This window comes from Prosthecobacter fusiformis (assembly GCF_004364345.1).
Taxonomy (GTDB): domain Bacteria; phylum Verrucomicrobiota; class Verrucomicrobiia; order Verrucomicrobiales; family Verrucomicrobiaceae; genus Prosthecobacter; species Prosthecobacter fusiformis.
In genome coordinates this window covers 243,658-268,370 of the sequence record NZ_SOCA01000002.1, presented here as the reverse complement: position 1 = coordinate 268,370, position 24,713 = coordinate 243,658, and the positions used below count along the sequence as shown (strand labels likewise).

The window sequence follows — 24,713 nt, the reverse complement described above, 5'->3', positions numbered from 1 at the left end:
GGGAATGCGTGTGATCAGAAGAGAAATTTGCCTGTGATCCGGTTGAAAAGCGTGCCGATATAAAAGCCGTTACTGGCATGCACGTAGAGCCGCGCAAAGGCCGGGCGTGCGGCCCAGGCTGGCAGTTGGGACTGGAAGATGAGCACAGCGAGGAAGAGCAGTGCCACGAGTATCATCACGGCATGCTCTACACCGCTGCGTATCGGCGCATAAGCAGGCAGACTGGCGGCCAGCAGGTGCTCAAACCCGGCATGCACCGCGAAGCAAGCTGTCGTGGCCGCCACGACGATGCCAAGCCCGCGCAGGATAAGCCTTTGCCTCATGCTGCTACTCCACAGTGTCCAGAGCAGATGCGCCATCGCCATGATGAAAACTGCGATGAGCAGCATGGTGCCCGGATCATTTTGCAAAGTGACACCAAGTGCTGCTGCGAAACAAAAACCCATCAGGGTGGAAACTGCGAGTGAGCCGAGCACCACCAGCGGGTGCGCTGACGGTCGCCCAACCGGTGTCCAAGCGGACTTAGCAAGATTCACCACACTGCCACTGCTCAGGAAGGCATGTGCTTTGTAGAGCGAGTGCGCCACGATATGCATCATTGCCAGTGCGAAGGCACCGAGGCCGCATTGCAGCATCATGAAGCCCATTTGCGCCACAGTGGACCATGCGAGCGACTTCTTGATACTCGTCTGCGTCATCATGATCACACTGGCAAAGAGAGCCGTGAAGGCCCCGAACAACGCCAGCGTGTTCAGAGCCGTTGGTGACTGCGTGACGAGCGGGCTCAGCCGCACTATGAGGAAGCCTCCTGCATTGATGATGCCTGCGTGCATCAGAGCGGAGACCGGCGTGGGTGTCTCAAGTGTGTCCGGCAGCCATGAATGGAAGGGGAATTGCGCGGATTTCAGCATCGCCGCGAAGACGAGGAAACCAGCTAGCAAACCTGCATATGGTCCCGCTGGATTAGCAAACAACTCATGAAACTCCCAAGTGCCATGCCCGTGCCACACCAGCACCAGCGCGGTGATCATGGACGCATCCGCAAGTCTGCTGATGACGAATTTTTTCCGTGCCGCCATCACTGCCGCAGGACGCTCGCGGTAAAAGGTGAGCAGTTGATGAAGGCTTAGACTCGTTGCTATCCATGCGGCGGCAAACATTAGCAGATTGCTGGACAGCACCAGTGCCAGCACGCTCGTGAGTGCCAGCACCAACCAGCGTGAGAACCGCGCCTGCCCAGGATCGCCGTCGAGGTAGTTAATCGCGTAACGCGTTACCACAACGCCGAGGAAGCTCACCAGCACGAGCATTAGCGCGGATAGCGGATCGACTAGTAGCGCCAGTCTCGCTGGTCCCCAAGCTGCCAATTCGATGCGCATCGGCCCCGCGAGCATGACGCCGAAAGAGAACATCAATCCAACGGCAAAAAACAGCCTAGCCACCCCGGCTGCGCCCTCCGCTGCCTGTCTTCCATCTCGCAGGAGCATGGAGACTGCGAGCACAGCAAGAAGTAGCAGCGGTGTGATCCATTCATAGGCTTCGAGGAGAGCGGGAGTCGTCAGCGGAAGGTGATTCATAGGGAGAGTGGATTTGACACTCAAAGCTCTGGCTGTTTTCTCACTTCCCTCCAATTCATGTTTTGCCAAGAATCGTTCGCTTTGGTAAAAGCGAGAATTCATGGCATTTTTGAACTACCACCACCTCCGCTACTTTCGCGCTATCGCGCATGAGGGAAGTCTCACAAAGGCAGCGCGGCATTTAAAAATCTCGCAGTCGGCGCTCAGTGTGCAGCTCCGTAGTTTGGAGAAAAATCTTGGTCAGCAGCTCTTCGAACGAAAGCACAAAGCGCTCGTTCTGTCTGAGGCTGGCCGCATAGCTTTGGAGTATGCAGATTCCATCTTCCGCAGCGGTGAGGAGCTCATTGATTTAATGCAAAACCGCGCAGGACACAGCCGTGACTTTCTGCGAGTGGGCGCAGCATCCAATCTCTCGCGGAATTTCCAATTGAACTTTCTGCGTCCGCTCATCAAGCGTGATGATTTAGAACTGATCATCCACTCAGGGACTCTGCGAGAGCTTCTAGCGCAACTCCAGACCCACACGCTTGATGTCGTGCTGTCAAATACGCCTGTACGACGCGATAAGGAAACAGGCTGGCATAGTCATCTGCTGGACGAGCAAGCAGTTAGCCTCGTTGGCCACAAAACACGAGGGATGAAGCCCTTCCGCTTTCCCGATGATCTGCGTACCGTCCCCATCGTGCTCCCAAGCCTCGAAAGTAGTATTCGCGCGGCTTTTGACGTGCTCATGGATCAAACCGGCATCCACCCTATCATCGCCGCCGAAGTGGATGACATGGCGATGCTGCGCCTAATGGCCCGTGAATCGAAAGGAGTAACTCTCGTGCCGCCCGTGGTCGTCAAAGACGAATTGGAAAGCGGTTCTCTGGTGGAAAGGCATAAGTTCCCTGAAATCAAAGAGACCTTCTACGCGATCACCCCAAGTCGCCGCTTCCCTAATGCGATTTTGCGGGAGCTGATGGTTAAGAAGAAGCGATGACGATCTGCATAAAGATCGTCATGTTGTGTTTGCTACAATCGATTTCGTTACTGCTGTGGAACAACTGGAACGACATCAGCGGAGCTGTGAATTTTCTTGGAGGCTATAACGATGTATGTAGGTTTGTCAGTGGCACCCTTTCGTGTCAGGTGGCTTTGCATCCTGGCAGCGCTACCATAACCATTTTTAACGACTTAGTCATTTCATCAAACTGAGCACTTTCATTCACGCCTCCTTTTCGATCTCCGCTTGGCTCTCCAGGACTTTCGCGGTTTGCTTCTCCCGGAAGGCTTTTAATTTTTCGGCCAGTTCGGGCTGTTCGTTAGCGAGCATGGAGATGGCGAAGAGGCCGGCATTGAGGGCTCCAGCGTTGCCGATGGCAAAGGTGGCCACGGGAATGCCGCCGGGCATTTGGACGATGGAATAAAGGCTGTCCACCCCACTGAGGGCCTTGCTCTGCACAGGCACGCCGAGCACGGGCAGGGTGGTCATGCTGGCGGTCATGCCGGGCAGATGGGCGGCACCGCCGGCACCGGCGATGATGCATTTCAACCCGCGCTCCTGGGCGGTGGTGGCATAATCATACAGCAACTGAGGGGTGCGATGGGCGCTGACGACCTTCTTTTCGAAAGGGACGCCAAAGTCTTTCAGCACGCGGGCTGCGTTTTCCAGGGTGGGCCAGTCTGAACTGGATCCCATGATGATGCCGACAAGGGGTGAACTCATCACGCAACTAGCGCGGAGAAAACAAGGCTGCAACCATTTGCCAAAATCGTGTCTTCTTTCCATGATAAGGGGTCATGACTTTTCGCGAGAAACTGGAAAAAAGAATCGCCACTACGGGATCGAACCTGTGCGTGGGCCTAGATGTGCGCATGGATCAGGCGGATGAGAGCACCAAGCGGTTCATTATCAAGGTGATCGAAGAAACAGCAGCCCATGCAGCCGCCTTTAAACCGAACTCCGCTTACTACGAAGCGATGGGCTGGAAGGGTATGCGAATTTTATCCCAGGTGCTCAAAGAGATTCCGAATGACATCCCCGTGATTTTCGATGTGAAGCGTGGGGATATTGGGGAGACCCAGGGCTATTATGCCAAGTCCGCGTATGACGCCTATGGCGTGGATGCCGTGACTTTGAATGCCTACATGGGCAAGGACACGCTGGAACCGTTTTTGAAGTATCCGGATAAGGGTATCTACCTCCTGGGGGTGACCTCCAACCCCGGTGCGGTGGACATCGAACTGCAGCCGACGGGTGACCGCAAGGTCTTCGAACTGGTGGCGGATATGACCCAGGCGAGCCCCCAGGTAGGCTTGGTGATCGGTCTCACGAATGCGGCGGAAAACGTGCTGTCCAAGACGCCGGATGTGCCGCTGCTTATCCCCGGTCTCGGTGCCCAAGGAGGGGACCTTTCAGCCCTCAAAGGCAGTGGGCGCAAGGCACCCCTTCTGGTCAATGTTTCACGGGGGATTATGTATCACCAGGAATCCTGTAGCTTTGGGACCATCGCAGCGGATTGGAAATTGCGGATCCAGGAAGCTCTGGGTTAAAGGTATTCGGTGCTCTTTTGTGACAAGAAGGGCACGAATTCTCTCCTTGCGCAGCCTGATGGCACCGCAAGTTTGGCAGGTATCCCATCTTTAATGATTCTCGATCTTCGTGACTATTTGCGCACACCGCTGCAGCGGAGCGCCTACCGTGTGCTGGGTCCCCTTCTGGACCGGGGACTGGGGTTGCGAGGGCTGGATGAAATTTATAACGGTGCCTGTGATCTACAAAAGACACATCCTGAAGGCCAGACCTGCCACTCGTGGTTTGAATCGGTACTGAAGACGATGAATGCGGCGGGCGATGTGGAGACGGCTGCAGACTTTGAGTTTCCCCAGAGCGGGCCGCTGATCATCATCGCCAATCATCCCTATGGTATTCTGGACCCGGTGCTGGTGGCCCATTATGCCGCTCAGCACCGCCCGGAAGTGAAGGTGATGACGAACTCCATGCTGGCTGCCTTCCCTGCCCTGCGCCCGCACATCATCCCGGTGAATCCCTTTGGCGGCGAAGAGGCTGCGCGCAGCAACCTGGGTGCGATGAAAGAGGCGATCAAGCACCTGAAGGCAGGGGGCGCGCTAGTGATTTTCCCGGCCGGTGAAGTGGCTGGTTACAAACCTGGCACCGGCCTGCAGGAGCCTGTGTGGAGCACCCATGTGGGCTCCCTCGTACGACGCAGCAAGGCCACCGTGCTGCCGGTCTATTTTCCTGGCAGCAACAGCTCCCTTTTCCATGCGGCAGGCCTGCTGCATCCACGTCTGCGCACTGGCCTGCTGCTGAGAGAATTCTGCAACAAACGCAACACCCGTGTGGAGATGCGGGTGGGCAGTCCCATCGCGTTTTCCAAGCTGCGCAAGTTTGAGGACGATGAGGCGCTGACTAAATACCTGCGCATTCATACCTTCATCCTGGCCAACCGCCGCAAAACGGCAGAGACTGCACCGGCTATAGAAAGCCTGGATTCCACCCGTGAAAGCGTGCTGGCAGCCGAGCACCGGGAGCGCATCCTGAATGAGGTAATGTCCCTGCATGAGCGTGGTGGCCGCCTGACAGGCCAGGGAAATCTGAGCGTCTATGCCGCCCATTCCCATGAGATCCCAGACACGTTGCAGGAGATCGGCAGACTGCGTGAGCTGACCTTCCGTGCGGTGGGCGAGGGCACCGGTAACGAGGTGGACCTGGATAAATACGACCGCTACTATCAGCACCTGTTCCTCTGGGATGAGGACAAGCAGCAGATCGCCGGGGCGTATCGGTTAGGCCGGGCAGACATCATCCTGCGTGAGTATGGCCCCAAGGGGCTTTATACGAGCACCCTGTTCAAATTTGAAAAACCCTTCCTGGCTCATCTGGAAAGCGCCGTGGAGATGGGCCGCAGTTTCATCATTAAGGAATACCAGCGTAACCTCTCCTCCCTGCCTCTGCTGTGGAAGGGCATCGCTCACTGGATGGTGAGAAATCCGGGGTATAAAAAGCTCTTCGGGCCGGTGAGCATCAGCCGGGATTACGATAGCCTGAGCCAAAAAATGATGGTGGAGTTTCTCCAGGGAAACTGCCTGCATGAGGACCTGGCCAGTTTTGTGAAACCGCGCAATCCCTTCCGCTACCTGCGCACACGACGACTGATGCGGGAATTCATCAGCGCGAATCTCCAGGATGTGGATGACTGCTCCGCCCTGATCTCCAGCGTGGAGACGGATGGCAAAGGCATCCCTATTTTGCTAAAGCACTACCTGCGCCTCAGCGGAACCATTTTGAGCTTCAATGTGGACAAGGATTTCTCCTCCGTCATTGATGGGCTGATCCTGGTGGATCTGACCGAAACGGACCCCAAGCTGCTGGCGAAGTACATGGGTGAGGAAAACTGCCGGACTTATCTGGCCCGGCATGCGGCGGCTTGAGCCGTGACCTCACCCGGCGGAATAGAGATGCACGGCCGGATAAACTGCCCATACTCTGGGCATGCATTTCCTCCTGACCAATGATGACGGCATCGACGCACCCGGCCTTAAGGCACTGGCTGAAGCGGTCGCCGCAGTGCCCGGCGCGCGTGTTTCCATCGTCGCCCCGGCTGATGAGCAGTCCATGTGCGGGCATTGTGTGACCACGCGAAAGCCCCTGGTGGTGGAGCCACGGGGAGAAGGGCGCTGGGCTGTGCGCGGCCCTTCGGCAGACAGCGTACGCATCGCCCTATTCGGGCTGGATTTGAAGCCAGACTGGGTACTTTCAGGAGTGAATGCCGGGGGAAATCTGGGGCAGGACATCGTTATTTCTGGCACTGTCGCAGCGGCACGGGAGGCCGCCTATCACGGAATCCCGGCGATGGCTTTTTCCCATTATTTGGTCAAAGGAGTGGCGATGGACTGGCCGCGCATCGCCAGTTGGGTCACGGAGATCATGGCGCGGTTATCCGGAGAGCTTTTGCATGATGGCGAGTATTGGAACGTGAACTTTCCCCACCACGCCCCCGGGCTCCTGCCGATGCCTGAAATGGTCCGCTGCATCCCTGAGCGGATGCCGTTGGATGTGAATTACGAAATGACCGCAGAAGGCCAGTATCAATACACGGCGCAGTATTCCAAGAGGCCACGCATCCCCGGCTCCGATGTGGATGAATGCTTCGGCGGCAAAATCACAGTCTCCCGTTTGAAAGTATGAAATCACTGCCGGAGGATCCCCCACGCCAGGGTGGTCTCTGGCAGCCTTTTCTACGCCTGCCCGGCATTCGGCGGCGCCTGCTGCCGTGGTTGCGTCGGCGGTCCCTGGGCTGGCATGTCAGGCTGCGATCTCCCTACCAGCCCATTCTTTTCGGCCATCGCCTGACGTATGCGGAAGTGGGCATCGCAGGAGAAATCCTGGCTGCCAAATGGCTGCGCAGGCGCGGGCGCAAGATCCTGCAACGCAACCACGACAGTCTCTTCGGTGGGGAACTGGACATCGTGGCCCGGCACGGTCAGGTGCTGACTTTTGTGGAGGTGAAAACCCGCTCGCACACCAGCCTTGGACGCCCGGCAGATGCGGTGAATGCGGAAAAACGCCGCCTGCTCCAACGAGGTGCCCTGGCCTGGCTGCGGCTGCTGAAAAACCCCAAGGTGGCCTACCGATTCGACATCGTGGAGGTCGTCCTCACCCCTGGGCAGGTGCCGGCAATCAACGTCATCGAAAACGCCTTCACGATGCCGGATGCGGTGCTGGCCGGGAGATGAGCCCACTTTCCTGCTTTGACATCGCAAAGCCTACCCGCTACACCTTGCGGCCCGAATTCCCACTGCCACCGACCTATGAGCAAAAACACCGCGAAGAAGATCATCAACGATCCCCTGAAATGTGCCGACGAACTCTTCGAGGGCCTCGTGCTGGCTTATGACGGCAAAGCCCGGCGTGTGGGCAAGCGCTCCATCGTCATGAACGATCTGCGCCCGGATGCCCCTGCCCTGCTGATTGGTGGCGGTGCAGGTCACGAACCGATTTATCATGGCCTCGTCGGCAAAGGCATGGGTGATGGCGCGGCTGTGGGTGACATTTTCGCAGCCCCCCCGCCGGACATCGTCCTGGAGGCCACGCAGGCGGTGAACCGTGGCAAAGGCGTGCTCTATCTTTATGGCAACTATGCCGGGGACATCATGAACTTCGACATCGGTGCGGAGGACGCCGAGGACGCAGGCATCACGGTAAAGACCGTCATTATCAATGACGACGTTTGCTCCGCCCCGCCGAATGAAAAACATAAGCGCCGTGGCGTCGGCGGCCTGGTGCCCATCGTCAAGCTGGCCGGTGCCGCCGCCACGCAGGTGGAGACTTTGGATGAACTGGCCCGCATCGCCCAGAAGGCCGTGGACGCAACACGCACGGTCGGCGTTTCCACCAAACCCGGCTCCATCCCGGCGACAGGTGCCCCTACCTTTGAACTGGCGGATGACGTCATCGGCCTGGGCATGGGCATTCACGGTGAAAAAGGCGTGGGCCTCATCCCCATGTGCACGGCAGATGAACTGGCCGTCAAGATGCTGGATCTCCTTTTCGGCGATGACCTGCCACTGAGTGAAGGAGATGAGATCGTCTTCTTCGTCAACAGCCTGGGCAGCACGCATATGATGGAGCTGCTGATCATGCTCCGTGCCGCCCGGCCTATCCTGGATGCCCGTGGCATCAAAATACATCAGACCATCGTGGACAGCATCGTCACCTGCCAGGAAATGGCCGGCGTGAGCTTCAGCATCACCAAGCTGGATGCCGAGCTGAAAGCTCTCTGGGACCTGCCTTGCGAAAGCGTGGGGTATACGAAGCTGTAATCTCTACGGCTGGTGAGGAGGCAGAACGATGGCACAAGCCATATCCGCCTCCTGATCTTTTCTTCTTTCAGCCCCCCCGCACGCGAAGTGAGGGGGCTAGTCCCGCTACAATGCGGGAGATTTGTTCACTTTTTCACAAACCCATCTTTCAGCGCCACAGTGCGGTTAAACACAGGTTTGCCGGGCTGGCTGTCTTTTGGGTCGGCATAGAAATAACCGACGCGTTCAAACTGGAAGTGTGAGCCAGGCTTGGCATCGGCCACGGAGGGCTCGATCTTCGCCGTGATCACTTCCAGAGACTGGGGATTGATGAGCTGCGTAAAGTCACCGTCTTCACCTGCGGCCTCTTCCGGCTGCTCCTGCGTGAAGAGCTTGTCATAGAGGCGTACTTCCACATCCAGAGCATGGGCAGCGCTGACCCAGTGGATCGTGCCTTTCACTTTTGGCCTACCCACAGGTTTCACACCGTGACGCGTCGCGTCATCGTAAGTGCAACGCAGTTCAATGATGTTGCCCGCGTCATCCTTGATGACCTCCTGGCAGATGATGCAGAAGGCGTATTTCAGACGCACTTCGCCGCCGGGGACGAGCCGGTGAAAACCCTGGATCGGGGTTTCCATGAAGTCATCGGCATCAATGTAAAGCTCGCGGCTGAGCGGGACCTGGCGTTTGCCATCGGCCTCGTTTTCCGGATTATTCACCAGCTCCACATGCTCCACCTGGCCTTCGGGGTAATTGGTCAGGACAACCTTGATAGGCCGCAGGACGCCATAGACGCGCTGGGCATGCTTATTCAGGTCTTCACGCACGCAATGCTCCAGCAGGGTGAGTTCGGTCAAAGATGGATACTTGGTTAGGCCAATCGTTTTGCAGAAGGTCCGCACAGCCGCCGGAGTATAACCACGACGGCGAATGCCGCTGATGGTGGGCATGCGGGGATCATCCCAACCATTGACCAGACCTTCCTTCACCAGACGCAGTAGCTTGCGCTTGCTCATCACCGTATTCGTCAGGTTCAGGCGGGCAAATTCGCGCTGATAAGGCTGGCCCGGCAGGCCGCTGACATTGGCGATCAGCCATTCATAAAGGGGACGGTGATGCTCAAACTCCAGCGTGCAAAGGCTGTGCGTGATGCCTTCCAGTGCATCACTGAGCGGGTGTGCGTAGTCATACATCGGGTAGATGCACCAGGCATCGCCCGTGCGGTGATGATGGGCCTTGAGGATGCGGTAGATGGCTGGATCCCGCATGTTCATGTTCGGCGAGGCCATGTCAATTTTGGCCCTCAGGACGCGGCTACCTTCGGCAAATTCACCCGCACGCATGCGCGCAAACAGGTCCAGATTTTCCGCAGCACTGCGATCACGGAACGGGCTGGCCGTGCCGGGACTGGTCAACGTGCCACGGGTGGCGCGCATCTCTTCTGGCGTCTGGTCATCCACATAGGCCAGGCCTTTTTCGATGAGCTGGACGGCGAAGCCATAGAGCTTTTCAAAGTAGTCGCTGGCATAAAAAAGATGGTCGCCCCAGTCAAAGCCCAGCCACTTCACATCCTCCTGGATGCTATCCACATACTCCACCTCTTCCTTCGTCGGGTTCGTGTCATCAAAGCGCAGATGGCAGCGGGCCTTGGGTGCGTTTTCAAGGCTGAGGCCGAAGTTTAGGCAGATGCTCTTGGCATGGCCGATGTGCAGATAGCCGTTCGGCTCTGGCGGAAACCGCGTGATCACCCAGCCATCATTGCGCTGCGCCTCCACATCGGCAGCGATCATTTCGCGGATGAAATCCAGGGAGGCAGGGGCAGCAGCGTTGGCGTCGGACATGGGAGGCGGAGATTTGGGCCGGAAGACTGAAGAGTCAAGCCGGGCGAGGATACAGGACTACTTTCAAGGGAACCGCTGAGCCGTTTACGCTCATTAGCGGAGCCTCTACTTCTTAAAATACGAACGCTGCTTCTCACTGATCGGCAGCCCGGCCTTTTCCATCACTTGCAGCATGTCTTCCCAGACTTGACGCTTGGCCACCATGCCGCCACCAGCCAGTTTTTCTTCCCGCAGGATGTAGCTGGGGTGAAAGGTCACCATGGCAGGCAGTCCCTGCACTTGGTAAAACTGGCCGCGCAGCTTGCTCACCGGACCACTCAGTCCCAGGCCTTCCGCCGCCGTCTTGCCCAGCGCCACCAGGATCTTCGGCTGGATGATGGCGATCTCCGTAAATATGTACGGCAGACAGGTCTTCATTTCCACCGTTGTCGGCGGCCGGTTGGAGTAACCCTGGTTCTCCATTGCCGGACGGAATTTACAGATGTTACTGATGTAAACCTCGCTCCGGTCCAGACCCATGGCCTTGATGATGCCCGTCAGCTTTTGACCCGCTGGCCCCACGAAGGGCTCCTGCTGGCGCTCTTCCTCAGACCCCGGCGCTTCACCGATGAACATGATCTCTGCCTCTGGACTGCCCACCGCAAAGACCATCGTCTCCCGCAGGGTACCCAGAGCACGCGCCTCAGGCGAATGTTCCGCCATTTGCGCCAGCGCAGCCAGCTTTTCTGCCTTGGTGGCGCCGGGCACTTCGATCACTGTCGGCTCCAAGCGCACTTTTGTCGGGGCACTCGTCACCGCAGCAGGGGCAGGTTTCACGGAAGCTGGAGCCGCCAAGGTTTCGCGTAGCAATGAGGCCGGAGCAGCCACACTTTCGCCAGCAGGTGGTGCCGCACGCACAGGCCGGGGCATCTCCGCCGCAGCCTTGGTCTGTGGCCCGAGGCCACGCCGATGCAACAGCCGGTCCACCATCCCGGGCCTCAGCCCCACATGCGTCTGCCCCGCCACCTGGCGCTGTTCCAGGTAGTGTTTCAGGAGTCCGGCAGCTTCAGCTTGTTGAGACATGGTTAGAGAAAAAGGAATCAGCTAGAGATCCAAACGATCTTATTTTTTACGCCCTGCCTTAGGCTCAGTCCCCGCAAAGATACGGCCAATGTTCGCCCGGTGCCGAAGGATGACCAGCAGCATGATCAGCACCCCGAAACCGAGCATGACAAAATCCCAGCGCTGATCTCGCAGCATGAGCGCCACCATTGTGGCCACCACGCCCACCCCGGCCATCATCGAGGCCAGGGACACGTAACGTGTCATGAAGAAAAACACCAGCCACACCACCAGCCCGCCTAGCATCGCCAGCGGGGCAATCCCCAGCAGCACACCAGCCGTCGTCGCCACGCCTTTTCCGCCTTTAAAACCCAGCCAAAAGGTAAACATGTGCCCCAGCACCGCAGCCAGGCCCGCCACAACTGCCCCGGCAGAGACGATCTCCTGCGCAGCCCCGTTTTTCGCCAAAAAATACCCCGCCAGCCAGGCAGGCAGCCAGCCCTTCAGCGCATCCAGGATAAAAACTGGAATGCCAATCCCCTTCCCCAGCACCCGGATGACGTTTGTCGCCCCGATGTTACCGCTTCCATGCTGCCGAATATCCATGCCCTTGAGCTTGCCTGCCCAATAGCCAAACGGCATCGCGCCACTGATGTAGCCGACGATTGCGGAGATCAAAATTGCCACTGCGGGATTCATTGCCGCTATGTATCCCGAGCATGCCGCCTTGCGCCAAGTAAAAACTCACTCCTTCCACGCGCATCCCAGCTCCACGGCCGCTTCATGCAAACGCCGGTCATGAGTCCACAGCGGCACCTGATGGATCAAACAGCTCGCCAGGAGCTGGATATCATTCCAGCCGATGCCACGCCCGTAGAGCTTACGATTTTCAATGAGCACCAGAGCCTCACTCTCCGTAGCCGGCTCCACACGCTCCAGCTCCCGCAGATCAGTCAGAAACTGGGCGCGATTGGCCACACTCTCTGCTGCCAGCTCGCCTATGACGTTCCAGTGGGTGACGATTTCTCCTGCCCACAGCATCTGCCCCAGCTTTGGGTCGTTGTTCTTTCCATTCAGGAAATAAACCCAGACGTTGGTATCAGCGAGTACCATACGGCTTGGGGTCTTCAGCGGCCTTGAAGGTCAGATGAGCGAGATCCAGGCGCTCCTCCGTCGGACGGGTCCGGGGCGGAACGCTAAGTTCAGGCATGGAGCCCCCCAGGGCGGCCAGACGCCGGGAAGATTCACGGGTGATGAGTGCTTCGAGTCCCATATGCACGAGTTTGGTTTTTTCAGTGATGCCGGTCAGCCTTCCGGCTTTGGCGATGAGTTCTTCATCTAGAAGTAGGGTTGTTCTCATGCACGATTTTATGCTCATTGATATGCATATTCACGTGTTTTCAATTCAAGGCTTTGATTTTCTAAAACCAAATTCTCTGAGGACTTCCGCTTCCTTCACTTTTCTGCTCGAAATTGGTATTTTAGCGCGATTCTATCCGCCGCCTTTTTTATCATGCTCCGTCACGCCCTTTTCGCCCTGCTTTTTGCATCGTCCCTGATCGCCCACGCAGCGACTCCTCAGCCACTCAAAGCACTCCTCATCGCTGGCGGCTGCTGCCATGATTACGCCAAGCAGCATGAAATCCTCAGCCAGGGCATCCAGTCCCGCGCCAATGTGCAGGTGGATGTCGTGTGGACCGATGATAAATCCACCAATCCTCCCCTGCCCCTCTATGACAATCCGGATTGGGCGAAAGGTTACGACATCATCATCCACGACGAATGCGCTGCCGGTCATAAAGACTTCAAGGCGATCAAGCGCATCCTGGATGTCCACAAAACCGTCCCCGCCGTGCACCTGCATTGCGCCATGCACAGCTTCCGCCCCGGTAACGACTCCTGGTATAAGCACCTCGGTCTCCAGTCGAATTCCCACGGCCCACAGGAGCCCATCGCCATCACTTATGTGGACAAAGAGCACCCCATCACCCAGCCCCTGGCGGACTGGACCACGGTCAAGGAAGAGCTCTATAACAACGTCAACATCTTCGATGCCCATCCCCTGGCCATGGGCAAGCAGACCGCTAAACAAAAGGACGGCACCATCAAGGACGTCGAATACATCGTCGCCTGGACCAATGAAAAGCAGGGGGCACGCAGCTTCAGCACCACCATTGGCCACAACAACGACACCGTCGCCGATGCCCGTTACCTTGACCTCCTCACCCGTGGCCTCCTCTGGGCCTGTGACAAACTGACCCCCGACTACCTGACGCCCTTTAAAGGCCAGAACAAAGTCACCTTTGTCAAAGGCAACCCCGCCCCGCCCAAGCCCCAGCCGAAACCGGCCGCAGCCACACCGCCTCCAGCGCCGAAAGACGCCACCCTCGTCACCGCAACGGCCAGCAGTGAGGAAGGTGGCAAAAACAACTTCGCTTGGCGGGCCGTGGATGGCGACGAAGCCACCCGCTGGTGTGCCAGCAACGAGCAGTACCCGCAGTGGCTCCAGCTTGAATTTGAAAAACCGCAGGCCCTCACCGGCATCGCCACCATCTGGGAAAACAAAGGCGTCTATCGTTACAAAGTCGAAGGCTCCACCGATGGCAAGACCTGGAGCACACTCGTCGATGCCTCCACCAACAACAAAGGAGCCCCCTACAGCGACGACTTCGCCAAATCGGATAACATCAAGTTCATCAAAATCCACGCCCTCAGCAAAAACAGCGGCGGCTGGGCCAGCATCAGGGAGGTGAAGCTGAAAGGTGAAAGCATCAAGTCCCTCGCCCCAAAGATGAGCGCCCAGCAGCAGGCCACCGCTGCCAAAGTAGTGAAGGAAGAATCAGATCCCTACAAAAACGAGGGCAACATCCCCCCTTCCATTGTCAAGCTCACCCCACAGCAGGAGGCTGAAATCCTCAAGGATGTCAAGGTGCCCGAAGGCTTCGAAGTCACCCTCTTCGCCAATTCCGCCGCTGCTAACTATCCCGTTTACGTCGCCGCCGCTCCCGATGGCACACTTTACGTTAGCAGTGACGGCAACGGCTCCCTGGGTCGCAGCCCAAAGCGTGGCCGCATCATTCGCCTGCGTGACAAAGACGGCGACGGCAAGGCCGATGAAACAAAGGTTTTTTGCGAAGTGGACAGCCCCCGTGGCCTCGTCTGGGATCACGACCGCCTCTACCTCGTTCATCCTCCGCACCTCAGTGAATTCATCGATGCCGATGGCGATGGCACCGCTGAAAAACAAAACATCTTGGTCAAGGACATCGCCTTCGGTTTCAAAGACCGCCCTGCCGACCACACCACCAACGGCCTCAGCCTGGGCATCGACGGCTGGCTCTACATCGCAGGTGGAGACTTCGGTTTCATGAAAGCCACCGGCACCGATGGCCGCACCCTCCAGCATCGTGGTGGCGGCGTCATCCGCGTCCGTCCTGACGGCACCGGATTGGAAATCTACTCCACCGGCACCCGCAATATCCTGGAGGTCGCCATCAGCCCGCTCATGGACATCTTCGCCCGCGACAACACCAACGACGGCGGCGGCTGGAACGTTCGCTTCCACCACTTCACTGGCCTGGATGACCACGGCTACCCCCGCCTTTACAAGAACTTCAATGACGAGGCCATCCAGCCTCTGGCCGACTACGGCGGCGGCTCCGGATGCGGAGCTGTTTACATTGACGAGCCTGGATTCGGCGAAGCCTGGAACAACGCTCCCTTCACCGCCGACTGGGGCACCAACGCCATCTACAAACATTCCGTTAGGCCCAAAGGTGCCACCTTTGAAGAAGTGAAGGCCCCCGAGCCCTTCATCAAAATGACCCGCCCCACCGATGCCGATGTGGATGGGTTCAGCCGCGTCTATGCCTCAAGCTGGAAAGGTGCCACCTTCAACTGGGCCGGACCTGATGTGGGCTTTATCGTGCAGATGAGACCGAAGGATTACAAAGCCCCTGCCCTGCCGGATTACACCAAAGCCAGTGATGCTGATCTGGTAAAGGAACTCGAGTCGCCGAGCAACCGGCGCAGGATGGAAGCGCAAAGGCAGTTGCTTGGGCGCAAGGAGCTCGCTGGCAGTGATGCCCTCAGCGATTTGATTGTCAAAATAGAAGCAGGTGTCAGTTCTCGAGTCGCCGCTACCCATCTATATTTTCAGCACCCGGGGAGAACCTCGGGCATTGATTTTGGAAGCAGCGAAGACGTGGGGTCCCAATATGCCCTTGAAGCGATGCAGCGAGCTTTCAATGTTCCGGCAAAAGCCGGTTCCCTCAACATCACCATGTCTAGAACTAGTGGTAAAAAGGAATCTGATTACAGCCCCAAGAGAGCAAGTGCCGCAAGTCTGGTCACTGAAGGTTTGACCGGCAAGATGATGAATCCAGCCACAACCATCGATTTCATCGCTGCTCAAAACGATGAAGTTCTTTCTCATCTGGCTGTCAAAGCGGCCAGCAAAGCTGAACCTTCACTGTTACTCTCAAAGTTGAGCTTGAAGCAAACCTCGCATGCTTCCTCAAAACTTCTTCTTCGTGCCCTCGCCATGATGCACAAACCCGAGGTCGTCACCGGACTCATTGAGCAGCTCGACCAGGCTACCGATCCCGCCCTACGCCAGGGCATCCTCGCCGCCATCTGCCGACTGCACTTCACCGAAGGCGAATGGAAAGGCGATTCCTGGGGCACACGCCCGGACACACGCGGCCCTTATTACCAGCCGGAACCCTGGAGCGAAACAACCAAGATCGCCGCCGCTCTCAAAGAAGCCCTGGCCAAAGCCGGTCCCGAAGAAGCCGCCTTCCTGGTGAAGGAGATGAACCGCAATCGCATCCAGTCAGACGATGCCCTCCAGCGCATCCTCACGCTGGCCAAGCAGGACCCGAAAGTCATTCCCGATGCCGTCGCCCAGCTTGCTGTTGCAGAGACCATTCCAGTGGATGCCATCCCGATGCTGGTCAGCGTCTTGAAAAGTACTCCCGAGCTTCAGCTCGCCCAGACACCCAAAGGCCAGACGACTCCCACGCCCGTCACCGACAATCTCGTCGAGCCGGAAGTCTCCAGCACCACCATCTCCCAGGCCATCATCGCCCTCACCAAAACCGACAGCGCGGAGGGCGTCAGCACCACCCTCACCGCGCTCAGTCCTTTGCAAAAAATGCCGGGTGCCTTCAAGGACTACGAAGCCGCCTCAACGGCCTTTTTCACCTCTCCGAAACTCGAAAACCATCACCAGCTCATCGAAAGCATCGCCGAAAAACTTGAAGCGCCCGCCTCCCGTCATGCCGATGCCGCTTTGCTGAACCTCGCCTCCCGCACCACGGGCAGTCCGGAATCCCGCGAGCTTTCCCAAAAAGCCCTCGACCATGGCTGGCAGGATGCCAAGCGTCGCATCCAGATCATTGATGCCATCGCTTCCATCAAGCACATGGCCTCCGCACCGAAAATCCTCGCTGCCACTGACGATCCTGATCCCAAGGTCAAAGCCGCTGCCGAACGCGCCGCCAAAGGCATGAAGCTGACAAAAGTGGCAGACACCACACCCAAGCTAGCCACGATGACACCGGAAGCCGCCATCGCTGCTGTCCTCAAGACCAAGGGTGATCTGGCCCTGGGAGAGCAGGTTTTCACCCGCGCTACTTGCGTGGCCTGCCATACCACGAAGGAATCCGAAGCGCAAAAAGGCCCTTATCTTGGTAACATCGCCCAGACCTACAAACGCCCCGAGCTGGCCCAAAACATCCTCGATCCCAACAAGACCATCGCCCAAGGCTTCGCCAGCGAGATGATCACCCTGAAGGACGGCACCCAGCAGATGGGTTTCATCACCTTAGAAGGTGCTAGCGAGGTGAAACTGCGCAACATCGCCGCTCAGGAGTTCGCCTTTAAAACCACCGACATCAAGGAGCGTCAGAAACTCCCCATGTCCATGATGCCTCCTGGCCTCATGATGAACTTCACCGTCCGCGAATTCGCCTCCCTCCTCGATTACCTGGAAGCTCTCGCCAAGAAGTAACTGAAAGGCACCTCACCCGCATCTTCTTGCTGGAAAAGACCGCACAACTCGCTGAAATGAGCCGTCTTATGACTTCAGGCAACAGGACGATCAGCAGCGCAATTTGGGCAATGGGATGCCTTGGCCTTCTCGCCAGCCCTCTCATCGCCCAGACTGCGCCAGATCTCGTACAGAAAAAAGCTGAGGCTGAAGCTCTCGAAAAACGCCTCCCCGTCCCCAGCCTCACGCCCAAGACGAATTTCGATCTCAGCCCTGCACGCCAGGAGCGCCTGGAAAAATTCCTTCCTAAAACTTACCGCAAGCTCTCCCAGCGCGAGCCCCTCCACCTGCTCGTGCTCGGGGATGCGACGGCTGTCCAGATTAAGGACGCCCCTATCACAGATACCTTTCCAGGCGTCTTCGCCAGCCACCTAGCCACCCAGTTTTTCTATACAGGCGGCGTCCAGGAAACCGGCAAGGTAGTCGCCACCGGCGTGCCGACCATCGTCCTTCGTAGCCTTGCCCGTTCAGACTCTAGCGTCGTGGATGCAGCCCCCATCCTGGAGTCCGCCGCACGCCAGACTGCGGTGGATCTGGTCATCATCTGCTATGGCCAAAACGATGCTGCCATGCAGCCCCCCACCTTCTCACGCGCCATCGGTGCCGCCATCGCCGGGGCACGGGAACTCGGGGCCGAAGTCATCCTTTGCAGTCCCTGGCTGCCGGTAGCTGAGCAGTCTGAAAGTGTCCTCGGCCTTACACGGCCCCTCGCGGATGTGCTGGAAGAAACAGCCTCCGGGCTTGGCATCCTGCATGTGGACCTCGGGGACCTCTCCCGCCTCCTTTCCCTGGCCACCACCCAGCCCCAGGATGAAGGCCAGGTCTTTGATCGCATCGAGCGCACCTACCGCGAGTTCTTCTATCAAGAGGCCGACAGCAGTTTCATCCCCCGCCCTAGCCTCCACCGCCAGCTCGGTTCCCTGATTTATAAGGACCTGCTGGAACCCCGCTCCACGCTCCCTTGGCAAATCTCTAGCGCCAGCGCCCGTGAAACAGAACCCGGCAAACTGGCACTCACCTACAAGCTGAAAAACGTAGGCACCACAGCCTTGGTCCTCAAGGCACTTCCTCTCATCGCTAACGGGTGGAAACCCGTCGAAGCCAGATCATCACTCACACTTGAAGCAGGTACTTCTCAGGCCCTCACCGTCAGCTATACCTGCCAGGGTGAAGCCCCGCCTCTCCAGGAAGCCCTGCTCCGCCAGCCCGTGCTCATCTGCACCGAGACCGCCGCCCGCATTGAGACTCTGCATGCCACCCTGGAACCAGTCTCCATCGTCTGGGGCCTTGAGACCCTTTTTAACCAGGAAGAAGCTTTCCTCGCCGGCTGTCAGATCGTTAATCCCGGCAAGGGCACCATCAAAGGAAGCTGGCAGGCCGAATTCGGTTCCCAGACTTTGGATGACAACTTCAATCTCCCTGGCCAGGCCACCACCCCGCTCAACCTCCGATTTAATCTGCCTAAAAACAGCCCGTCGGTAAGTACGATCCCACTTCGTCTGACCGTCAAAATCGGCTCTCAAACTCTCGTTTCCACAAGAAACGTTACCCTCACCCGCAATCTCGGTCTCGACCAAAGCGTCCCCCTGACTCCGGCCACCTCCGCCCAGTCACTTCCGACCCCCATCACCCTCACACCGAGTGCGGATGCCAATTCCCTGACGCTCACCCTGGACATCCCATCCACCGATCTCCCCCAGGAATCACCCGATGGCGTGGGTCCCGCATGGCAGGTCGAAGTCAACCTGGATGCCCGCAGTTACGGCAAACGTCTTGAGCCGGGCGGCACCTCCCCTCTGCGTGCCACAGGTAAAGCCACCGATGGGCCAGGAAAAGTCCACCCCATTCCCGCCTGGGCCTTTGGAAATGGGTATGCGGCCTCCTTTGACCCCAAGGAATTCAAAGCCGCTCTGAGCAGCACCAAAGAAAAACGCCAGATCACCTTCACCATTCCGCGCACCTATCTGTATCTCCACGAATGGGCGCTGGAAAACGGCAACAGCCAGCTCGGCCTCTCCGTCAGGCTTACCCTCCAGGGGCCGGACGGTTACCTCACCCATTCCCTCCCCCTCACCGCCAAGCCCATTAACGACGTCGAAGCCCTCGTCGTCCTGGAACTCGCCAAACAGCCAACTTCTCGCGTCACCGCCGACGTGGAATAGGGCGCCGTGCCGTATTCAGCCAGCAGTGTCCGGGCTCGGGAGTATAGACCGGGCATCGATACATCTCGATTTTGGAAAATCGAGCCAGGGCACAGCCACTTGCATACGGACGCTTTTATTGATAGTATAAGATAATATTATACACCATCAGCTGACTGTATTCACATTTGGCTGCCATCCAGGGATCACCCCAAAATTTTCCCATGAAATTCCTGTCGCTTTACCAGCATCCCCAACCTTCCAAGAAATCCCCGAAATGTCCCCATGGGGAAAAATCCCCATACAATCCCCATTGGCAATCCCTTGATTCACAACTGATTAACCCCTAAAATCCCCAAATGGGGAAAAAATGAATTTCATCCCCATTCCTGACCACCTGTAGCCGGATATTCAGACATCATCCTCCATTACTCTCAATATTCGTCATTGCCGCCGCCAGCTTTCCCCCTTTACTCCACCCTCCCGTAACACCACTTCGTCCTCATGCCCATCGCTCGCGCTCTTCTTTCTGTCTCCGATAAAACCGGCCTTCTCGACTTTGCCAAAGGTCTGGCCGAGCTCGGCATCGAAATCCTGTCCACTGGCGGCACTGCGAAGCATCTCAAAGACGCAGGCCTGACTGTCATTGATGTTTCCGAACACACCGGTTTCCCCGAGATGTTTGATGGTCGTGTCAAAACTCTCCACCCCAAGGTCCACGGCGGTCTCCTTCAGCGCCGGGACAATGACGAGGACAAAAAGAACGCAGCCAAGCACAACATCCCGGTCATCGACCTGGTGGCCATCAATCTTTATCCCTTTGAGCAGACCATCGCCAAAAAAGATGTCACTCTCGAGGAAGCCATCGAAAACATCGACATCGGCGGCCCTTCCATGCTGCGCAGCGCAGCCAAAAACCACCGCTGGGTGACGGTGATTTCTGATCCTGCTGACTACCCCATTGTCCTCGCTGAACTGAAGGAAAACAAAGGTGAAACCACCCTCGCCACCCGTGAGCGTCTGGCCTGCAAAGTCTTTCAGCGCACCTCCAGCTACGATGCAGCCATCGCCAGCTTCCTGAACAAGGAACAGGTCACCCAAAAGACCTTCTCCCTTAGCCTGCCCCTTCACAGCGAGCTTCGGTACGGTGATAACCCCCACCAGAAGTCCGCCCTTTACGGGAATTTCAGCGATTACTTTGTCAAACTGCACGGCAAAGAACTGAGCTACACCAACATCCTGGACATCCACGGTGCCGCCGGTCTCATCCATGAGTTCCGCCGCCCGACCGTCGCCATCCTGAAGCACACCAATCCCTGCGGCATCGGCTGTGCGGATGAAGATCTGCGTGAAGCCTGGGCCAAAGCCTTTGAGACGGACAAGCAGGCCCCCTTCGGCGGCGTCATCGTCATCAATCGCAGCATGACGCTCGGCCTGGCCCGCATCATCTCGGAAATCTTTACTGACATCATCATCGCACCGGACTTCGATGCCGATGCCCGCGCCCTTCTCCAGAAGAAGAAGAATCTGCGCCTCATCCAGATGCTGCCCGAGGTCACCAAGACCTTCAGCGACCCGATCATCCGCAGCGCCCCCGGTGGAGTGCTCGTGATGGACAGCGATCCACGTGCCCTCGGCCTCGAAGACCTCGAAAACAAGGTCAAAACCCAGCGCCCACCCACCCGCGATGAACTCGAGGCCATGCGCTTCGCTTGGCGCGTGGTCAAGCATGTGAAGTCCAACGCCATCGTCTTCGCCACCCATGACCGTACCCTCGGCATCGGTGCCGGCCAGATGAGCCGCGTGGATTCCTGCCGCATCGCCATCTGGAAAGCCAAGGAAGCCGGCCTCTCCCTGGCCGGCAGTGTCGTCGCCAGCGATGCCATGTTCCCCTTCGCCGACGGCCTCATCGCCTGCGCCGAAGCCGGTGCCACCGCCGCCATCCAGCCCGGCGGATCCATGCGTGACGAAGAAGTCATTGCCGCCGCAGACGAGCGGAAAATGGCCATGGTCTTCACCGGCCACCGCCACTTCCTGCATTGAGAGAACAACCCTTCATTGATGAATCCCAACCTTCTTCTCGGCGTCAATATTGACCACGTCGCCACTCTCCGTCAGGCTCGTTATCGGACCATGCTGGGAGCACATAATGTGGAGCCTTCCATCCTGGAGGCCGCGCTTGAGGCGGAGGCCGCAGGCGCACAGTCCATCACCATCCACCTGCGGGCAGACCGCCGCCACATCGTGGATGCGGACGTCCGCCTGCTGCGCCAAAACATCGGCACCAAGATGAACCTGGAGATGGGCAATACGGCCGAGATCCTGGGCATCGCCCTGGAGGTGAAGCCGGACTTTGTGTGCATGGTTCCAGAGAACCGCGAGGAAGTGACCACCGAAGGCGGGCTGGATGTCGTTGGGCAAAAAGAGGCGCTTCGCTCCAGTGTGTCTCAATTGGAAGCCAATGGCACTCGCGTGAGCATGTTCATCGACCCGGACCTGGACCAAATTCGTGCTTCCGCTGAAATCGGTGCCAGCATGGTGGAGCTGCATACGGGCACCTTTGCCAATGAGCTGGGTGAAAAACGGGCGCAAGAGACTGCGCGCCTCATCGCTGCGGCTGAACTGGGCCACAGCCTGGGCCTGCAAATCAATGCCGGGCATGGCCTTACGACCCTGAACTTGCCTGATCTGTTCCCCGTCCCGCATCTGACCGAACTGAACATCGGCCATAGCATCGTCGCCCGTTCGGTATTCGTTGGTCTGCGTCAGGCCATCGCCGAATTCCTTGAGGTCATGGCCAGGTATACCCGCGCATGAACCCCATCGGCATTGGTATAGACTTGGTCGAGGTAGGGCGTATACGAGACCTCATCGTTAAACATGGGGTCCGATTCAAAGAGAAGACCTTTACGGCTGGAGAGATCACCTACTGTGATGCATGCGCAGATCCAGCCATGCATTATGCGGCTCGGTTTGCTGCCAAAGAAGCTGCGGCCAAAGCCATCGGCACCGGCTTATGGGCCGAAGGCGTGGATTGGAAAGACTTCGAGATCACCCGTGAGGCATCAGGCAAGCCGATACTGAACCTGCATGGAGGGGCTAAGCGCCATGCAGAAGCTCAGGGTGTAACGCGTTTCCTCGTTTCACTCACTCACACCCGCGATCTGGCGCAGGCGCAGGTGATTTTAGTATGAGCCAGCTTTGATTTAAAAGTCCAAGCCCCACTGCATGGGAGTCGGAGTGCGATCCTGATCACGTGGAGGAACATGGCGGAAATTATCAGGGGTCGGGCGCAGCAAAGTGCTGCCGTGCATCATATAACCGAGGGAGCCAGCAGACTGAATCTGACTGCAACTGGTGCCAGCAATGAGCAGGCCCACGGATGCGGCCAGCAGGCCGCGAGAGATATACATCATGTCGGATTTGGTGGGGGGGGTTGCAACTCAGATCCATAGTTGCCAGCCGCCGAAGACAGCTTGGTGAAGATCTGGCGCGGTATCAAAATACGCAACCCGTAGGAAATCTGGATGCCGGAAAGATGCTTTGTTAGTCGCTGTAACTGGACATTGACCTGAAGTGATGACACAGAAGCGCTTTCCATGAAAAAACAGACCATCGTCACCCTGGACCTCGAAGGCGTGCTTGTGCCGGAGATTTGGATCGCCTTTGCTGAAAAGACCGGCATCGCCGAACTACGCCGCACCACCCGTGACGAGCCTGATTACGATGTGCTCATGAAGGGGCGCCTGGACATCCTGGATCAGCATGGGCTGAAGTTGAAGGACATCCAGGAGGTCATCGGCACCCTGTCACCCATGGAAGGAGCCAAGGACTTTTTGGATGAGCTGCGGTCACTGACGCAGGTGATCATCCTCAGCGATACGTTTGAAGAATTCGCCCAGCCGCTTATGCGTCAGCTCGGCTGGCCGACCATCTTCTGCCACTATTTAGAAACGGATGCGGATGGCCGTATTGCAAATTACAAGCTGCGTCAGCCTAACCAAAAGCAGAGAGCCGTCGAAGCATTCAAGAGCCTGAATTACCACCTCATCGCTGCTGGGGATTCGTTTAACGATACGACGATGCTAGGGGAAGCGCATAAAGGTTTCCTTTTCCACAGCCCGGCCAGCATCCAGGCCCAGTTTCCCCAGTTTACACCGTTTGAGCAGTATGAAGACTTGCTCGCGGCGATCAAAGCCGAGCTCTGACTTTGACCAGTGCTAGGATTCAGGGCTGCCGCCTGGAAGGAAGGACATGAAGGCGGCGACCTGTCCGAGGACGCCAAGGACGAAGAGGCCGATGAAAAGGAGGACCATGAGTCGGCGCTTGGTCCTCCAGAAAAAGGCGAGACCACCAGGGATCCCAGAAATGCCGGTGATGATCTGGCTGACGAGTACGCCAAGGATCAGGGCCGAGTGACTATCCGTGGAGGCGGCGCTGGAATCATTGGCCATGAGTGTGCCCATCAGGGACATGGCCACCACCGTGATGGATACAAGGATCCATCCGACGATGAATAAGATGCCCACGACAATGAGTACCGGGGATACCGGAGCAACCTGCGGAACGGAGGACGGCGGCAGTGAAGATTCGCTCATTGTCGTGGATTAAAGGTGCAAGATGGAGAGCGTTACTCGCCCTTGATGGAATTGATGATCTTGGAGATGTCTTCGCCATGAGCCTCAAGAGACTCAAACGGCACCACATTGAAGAGCATGAAAAATTTGTCTGCGCCTTTGGGGGCAAAGATACAGCAGTTCACCGCCATTTTGACGCCTTCCATGGTGGTCTGAGCATTGAGGAAAACGACATGCATGCCATTCAGCTCGCCTTTTTCCGGGGCATCCTTGAACTTCATGCCTTCAAATTCTTCTTCGAGAGATTCCTTGGCGATGTCCACAGCGCTATCGAGAGCCTCAGCATCCAGGGCGAGCAGTTCCATGTTTACCAACTCATCTTCAGAAGAGGCGGAAACGGACTGGTCAGCTTCTTCGACCGTCCATTTATCCGGGAAGGAAATGGAGAAGATAGGGTTCTTGTCAGGATAGTTGATGGTTTGATCAGCCTGGGCTGACAAGGAGACCATCAGAGTTACACAGGAGGCCAAGACTGAATTTATTAGGCGTGATTTCATAGAGTAGCTAAGGACAGGCAGGAACTACGAACTACCTTTATTGCGTGTCAATGCAGATGTTGAGAATTGCACGATCACTGGTTACGCCCCAATTAATGTTTGTTCCCGCCTGCCTAGGCT

The 24,713-nt window shown here is 57.5% G+C and carries 22 protein-coding genes; 12 read left to right on the top strand and 10 right to left on the bottom strand.

Going from position 1 to position 24,713, the window contains the following annotated elements; translation table 11 throughout:
* Window positions 1–14: 14 nt before the first annotated feature.
* A complete protein-coding gene (locus tag EI77_RS07055; RefSeq protein WP_133794100.1) occupies window positions 15–1,679 on the bottom strand; it encodes a proton-conducting transporter transmembrane domain-containing protein in 1,665 nt (554 codons plus the stop codon).
* Here EI77_RS07055 and EI77_RS07050 point away from each other — a divergent pair.
* Window positions 1,678–2,559 carry a LysR family transcriptional regulator gene (locus tag EI77_RS07050; protein WP_133794098.1) on the top strand — a complete coding sequence of 294 codons (882 nt, stop codon included), beginning with the start codon at window positions 1,678–1,680 and terminating at the stop codon, window positions 2,557–2,559. The genes EI77_RS07055 and EI77_RS07050 overlap by 2 nt on opposite strands.
* 225 nt (window positions 2,560–2,784) lie before the next feature.
* Here the strand turns inward: EI77_RS07050 and purE are convergent, their stop codons facing one another.
* Window positions 2,785–3,285, bottom strand: coding sequence for a 5-(carboxyamino)imidazole ribonucleotide mutase (gene purE, locus EI77_RS07045; RefSeq protein WP_133794096.1), 501 nt, complete (start codon window positions 3,283–3,285; stop codon window positions 2,785–2,787).
* Between the two features lie 74 nt (window positions 3,286–3,359).
* Between purE and pyrF the strand changes: the two genes are divergently transcribed.
* The 5 genes from pyrF (at window position 3,360) to EI77_RS07020 (ending at window position 8,402) form a co-directional block, all read left to right on the top strand.
* Window positions 3,360–4,112 carry an orotidine-5'-phosphate decarboxylase gene (gene pyrF, locus EI77_RS07040; RefSeq protein WP_133794094.1) on the top strand — a complete coding sequence of 251 codons (753 nt, stop codon included), beginning with the start codon at window positions 3,360–3,362 and terminating at the stop codon, window positions 4,110–4,112.
* A 93-nt stretch (window positions 4,113–4,205) separates the two neighbouring features.
* Complete coding sequence (locus tag EI77_RS07035; protein ID WP_133794092.1) at window positions 4,206–6,011, top strand: bifunctional lysophospholipid acyltransferase family protein/GNAT family N-acetyltransferase; 1,806 nt, start codon at window positions 4,206–4,208, stop codon at window positions 6,009–6,011.
* A 61-nt stretch (window positions 6,012–6,072) separates the two neighbouring features.
* Complete coding sequence (surE, locus tag EI77_RS07030) at window positions 6,073–6,768, top strand: 5'/3'-nucleotidase SurE (protein ID WP_133794091.1); 696 nt, start codon at window positions 6,073–6,075, stop codon at window positions 6,766–6,768.
* Window positions 6,765–7,316 carry a YraN family protein gene (locus EI77_RS07025; RefSeq protein ID WP_166647093.1) on the top strand — a complete coding sequence of 184 codons (552 nt, stop codon included), beginning with the start codon at window positions 6,765–6,767 and terminating at the stop codon, window positions 7,314–7,316. The genes surE and EI77_RS07025 overlap by 4 nt, the downstream gene beginning before the upstream one ends.
* Window positions 7,317–7,391: 75 nt before the next feature.
* Window positions 7,392–8,402, top strand: a complete 1,011-nt coding sequence (locus tag EI77_RS07020) for a dihydroxyacetone kinase subunit DhaK (protein WP_133794087.1) — start codon at window positions 7,392–7,394, stop codon at window positions 8,400–8,402.
* A 125-nt stretch (window positions 8,403–8,527) separates the two neighbouring features.
* Here EI77_RS07020 and EI77_RS07015 read toward each other — a convergent pair whose 3' ends face one another.
* From EI77_RS07015 to EI77_RS06995, 5 genes are all read right to left on the bottom strand, one after another.
* Window positions 8,528–10,225, bottom strand: coding sequence for a glutamine--tRNA ligase/YqeY domain fusion protein (locus tag EI77_RS07015; protein ID WP_133794085.1), 1,698 nt, complete (start codon window positions 10,223–10,225; stop codon window positions 8,528–8,530).
* A 105-nt stretch (window positions 10,226–10,330) separates the two neighbouring features.
* Window positions 10,331–11,287 carry a uracil-DNA glycosylase gene (locus EI77_RS07010; protein WP_133794084.1) on the bottom strand — a complete coding sequence of 319 codons (957 nt, stop codon included), beginning with the start codon at window positions 11,285–11,287 and terminating at the stop codon, window positions 10,331–10,333.
* A gap of 39 nt (window positions 11,288–11,326) precedes the next feature.
* On the bottom strand, window positions 11,327–11,953 hold the full coding sequence (gene plsY / locus EI77_RS07005; protein WP_425606516.1) for a glycerol-3-phosphate 1-O-acyltransferase PlsY: 627 nt from the start codon (window positions 11,951–11,953) through the stop codon (window positions 11,327–11,329).
* Window positions 11,954–12,010: 57 nt separating this feature from the next.
* Entirely contained in the window at window positions 12,011–12,379 is a 369-nt protein-coding gene (locus tag EI77_RS07000) for a type II toxin-antitoxin system VapC family toxin (RefSeq protein WP_133794082.1), read from the bottom strand.
* The gene (locus tag EI77_RS06995) at window positions 12,366–12,626 is read right to left on the bottom strand and encodes a type II toxin-antitoxin system VapB family antitoxin (RefSeq protein WP_133794080.1); all 261 of its coding nucleotides are present in this window, start codon (window positions 12,624–12,626) and stop codon (window positions 12,366–12,368) included. Before EI77_RS06995 ends, EI77_RS07000 begins: the two co-directional genes overlap by 14 nt.
* Before the next feature lie 153 nt (window positions 12,627–12,779).
* On the opposite strand from EI77_RS06995, the gene EI77_RS06990 reads away from it, so the two are divergent.
* From EI77_RS06990 to acpS, 5 genes are all read left to right on the top strand, one after another.
* Entirely contained in the window at window positions 12,780–17,279 is a 4,500-nt protein-coding gene (locus tag EI77_RS06990; protein WP_133794078.1) for a DUF7133 domain-containing protein, read from the top strand.
* Between the two features lie 110 nt (window positions 17,280–17,389).
* Window positions 17,390–19,480, top strand: coding sequence for an SGNH/GDSL hydrolase family protein (locus EI77_RS06985; RefSeq protein WP_133794076.1), 2,091 nt, complete (start codon window positions 17,390–17,392; stop codon window positions 19,478–19,480).
* A gap of 483 nt (window positions 19,481–19,963) precedes the next feature.
* Window positions 19,964–21,502 carry a bifunctional phosphoribosylaminoimidazolecarboxamide formyltransferase/IMP cyclohydrolase gene (gene purH / locus EI77_RS06980; protein ID WP_133794074.1) on the top strand — a complete coding sequence of 513 codons (1,539 nt, stop codon included), beginning with the start codon at window positions 19,964–19,966 and terminating at the stop codon, window positions 21,500–21,502.
* A gap of 18 nt (window positions 21,503–21,520) precedes the next feature.
* A complete protein-coding gene (locus EI77_RS06975; protein WP_133794073.1) occupies window positions 21,521–22,276 on the top strand; it encodes a pyridoxine 5'-phosphate synthase in 756 nt (251 codons plus the stop codon).
* The gene (acpS, locus tag EI77_RS06970; RefSeq protein WP_133794071.1) at window positions 22,273–22,653 is read left to right on the top strand and encodes a holo-ACP synthase; all 381 of its coding nucleotides are present in this window, start codon (window positions 22,273–22,275) and stop codon (window positions 22,651–22,653) included. Before EI77_RS06975 ends, acpS begins: the two co-directional genes overlap by 4 nt.
* Before the next feature lie 12 nt (window positions 22,654–22,665).
* Here the strand turns inward: acpS and EI77_RS06965 are convergent, their stop codons facing one another.
* On the bottom strand, window positions 22,666–22,875 hold the full coding sequence (locus tag EI77_RS06965; protein ID WP_133794070.1) for a hypothetical protein: 210 nt from the start codon (window positions 22,873–22,875) through the stop codon (window positions 22,666–22,668).
* A gap of 183 nt (window positions 22,876–23,058) precedes the next feature.
* Between EI77_RS06965 and thrH the strand changes: the two genes are divergently transcribed.
* Window positions 23,059–23,667: a bifunctional phosphoserine phosphatase/homoserine phosphotransferase ThrH gene (gene thrH / locus EI77_RS06960; RefSeq protein WP_133794069.1), complete on the top strand. Its 609-nt coding sequence runs from the start codon at window positions 23,059–23,061 to the stop codon at window positions 23,665–23,667.
* A gap of 12 nt (window positions 23,668–23,679) precedes the next feature.
* On the opposite strand, the gene EI77_RS06955 is transcribed toward thrH, so the two are convergent.
* Complete coding sequence (locus tag EI77_RS06955; protein ID WP_133794068.1) at window positions 23,680–24,057, bottom strand: hypothetical protein; 378 nt, start codon at window positions 24,055–24,057, stop codon at window positions 23,680–23,682.
* 32 nt (window positions 24,058–24,089) lie between these two features.
* Window positions 24,090–24,593, bottom strand: a complete 504-nt coding sequence (locus EI77_RS06950) for a hypothetical protein (protein ID WP_133794067.1) — start codon at window positions 24,591–24,593, stop codon at window positions 24,090–24,092.
* Between the last annotated feature and the right edge of the window lie 120 nt (window positions 24,594–24,713).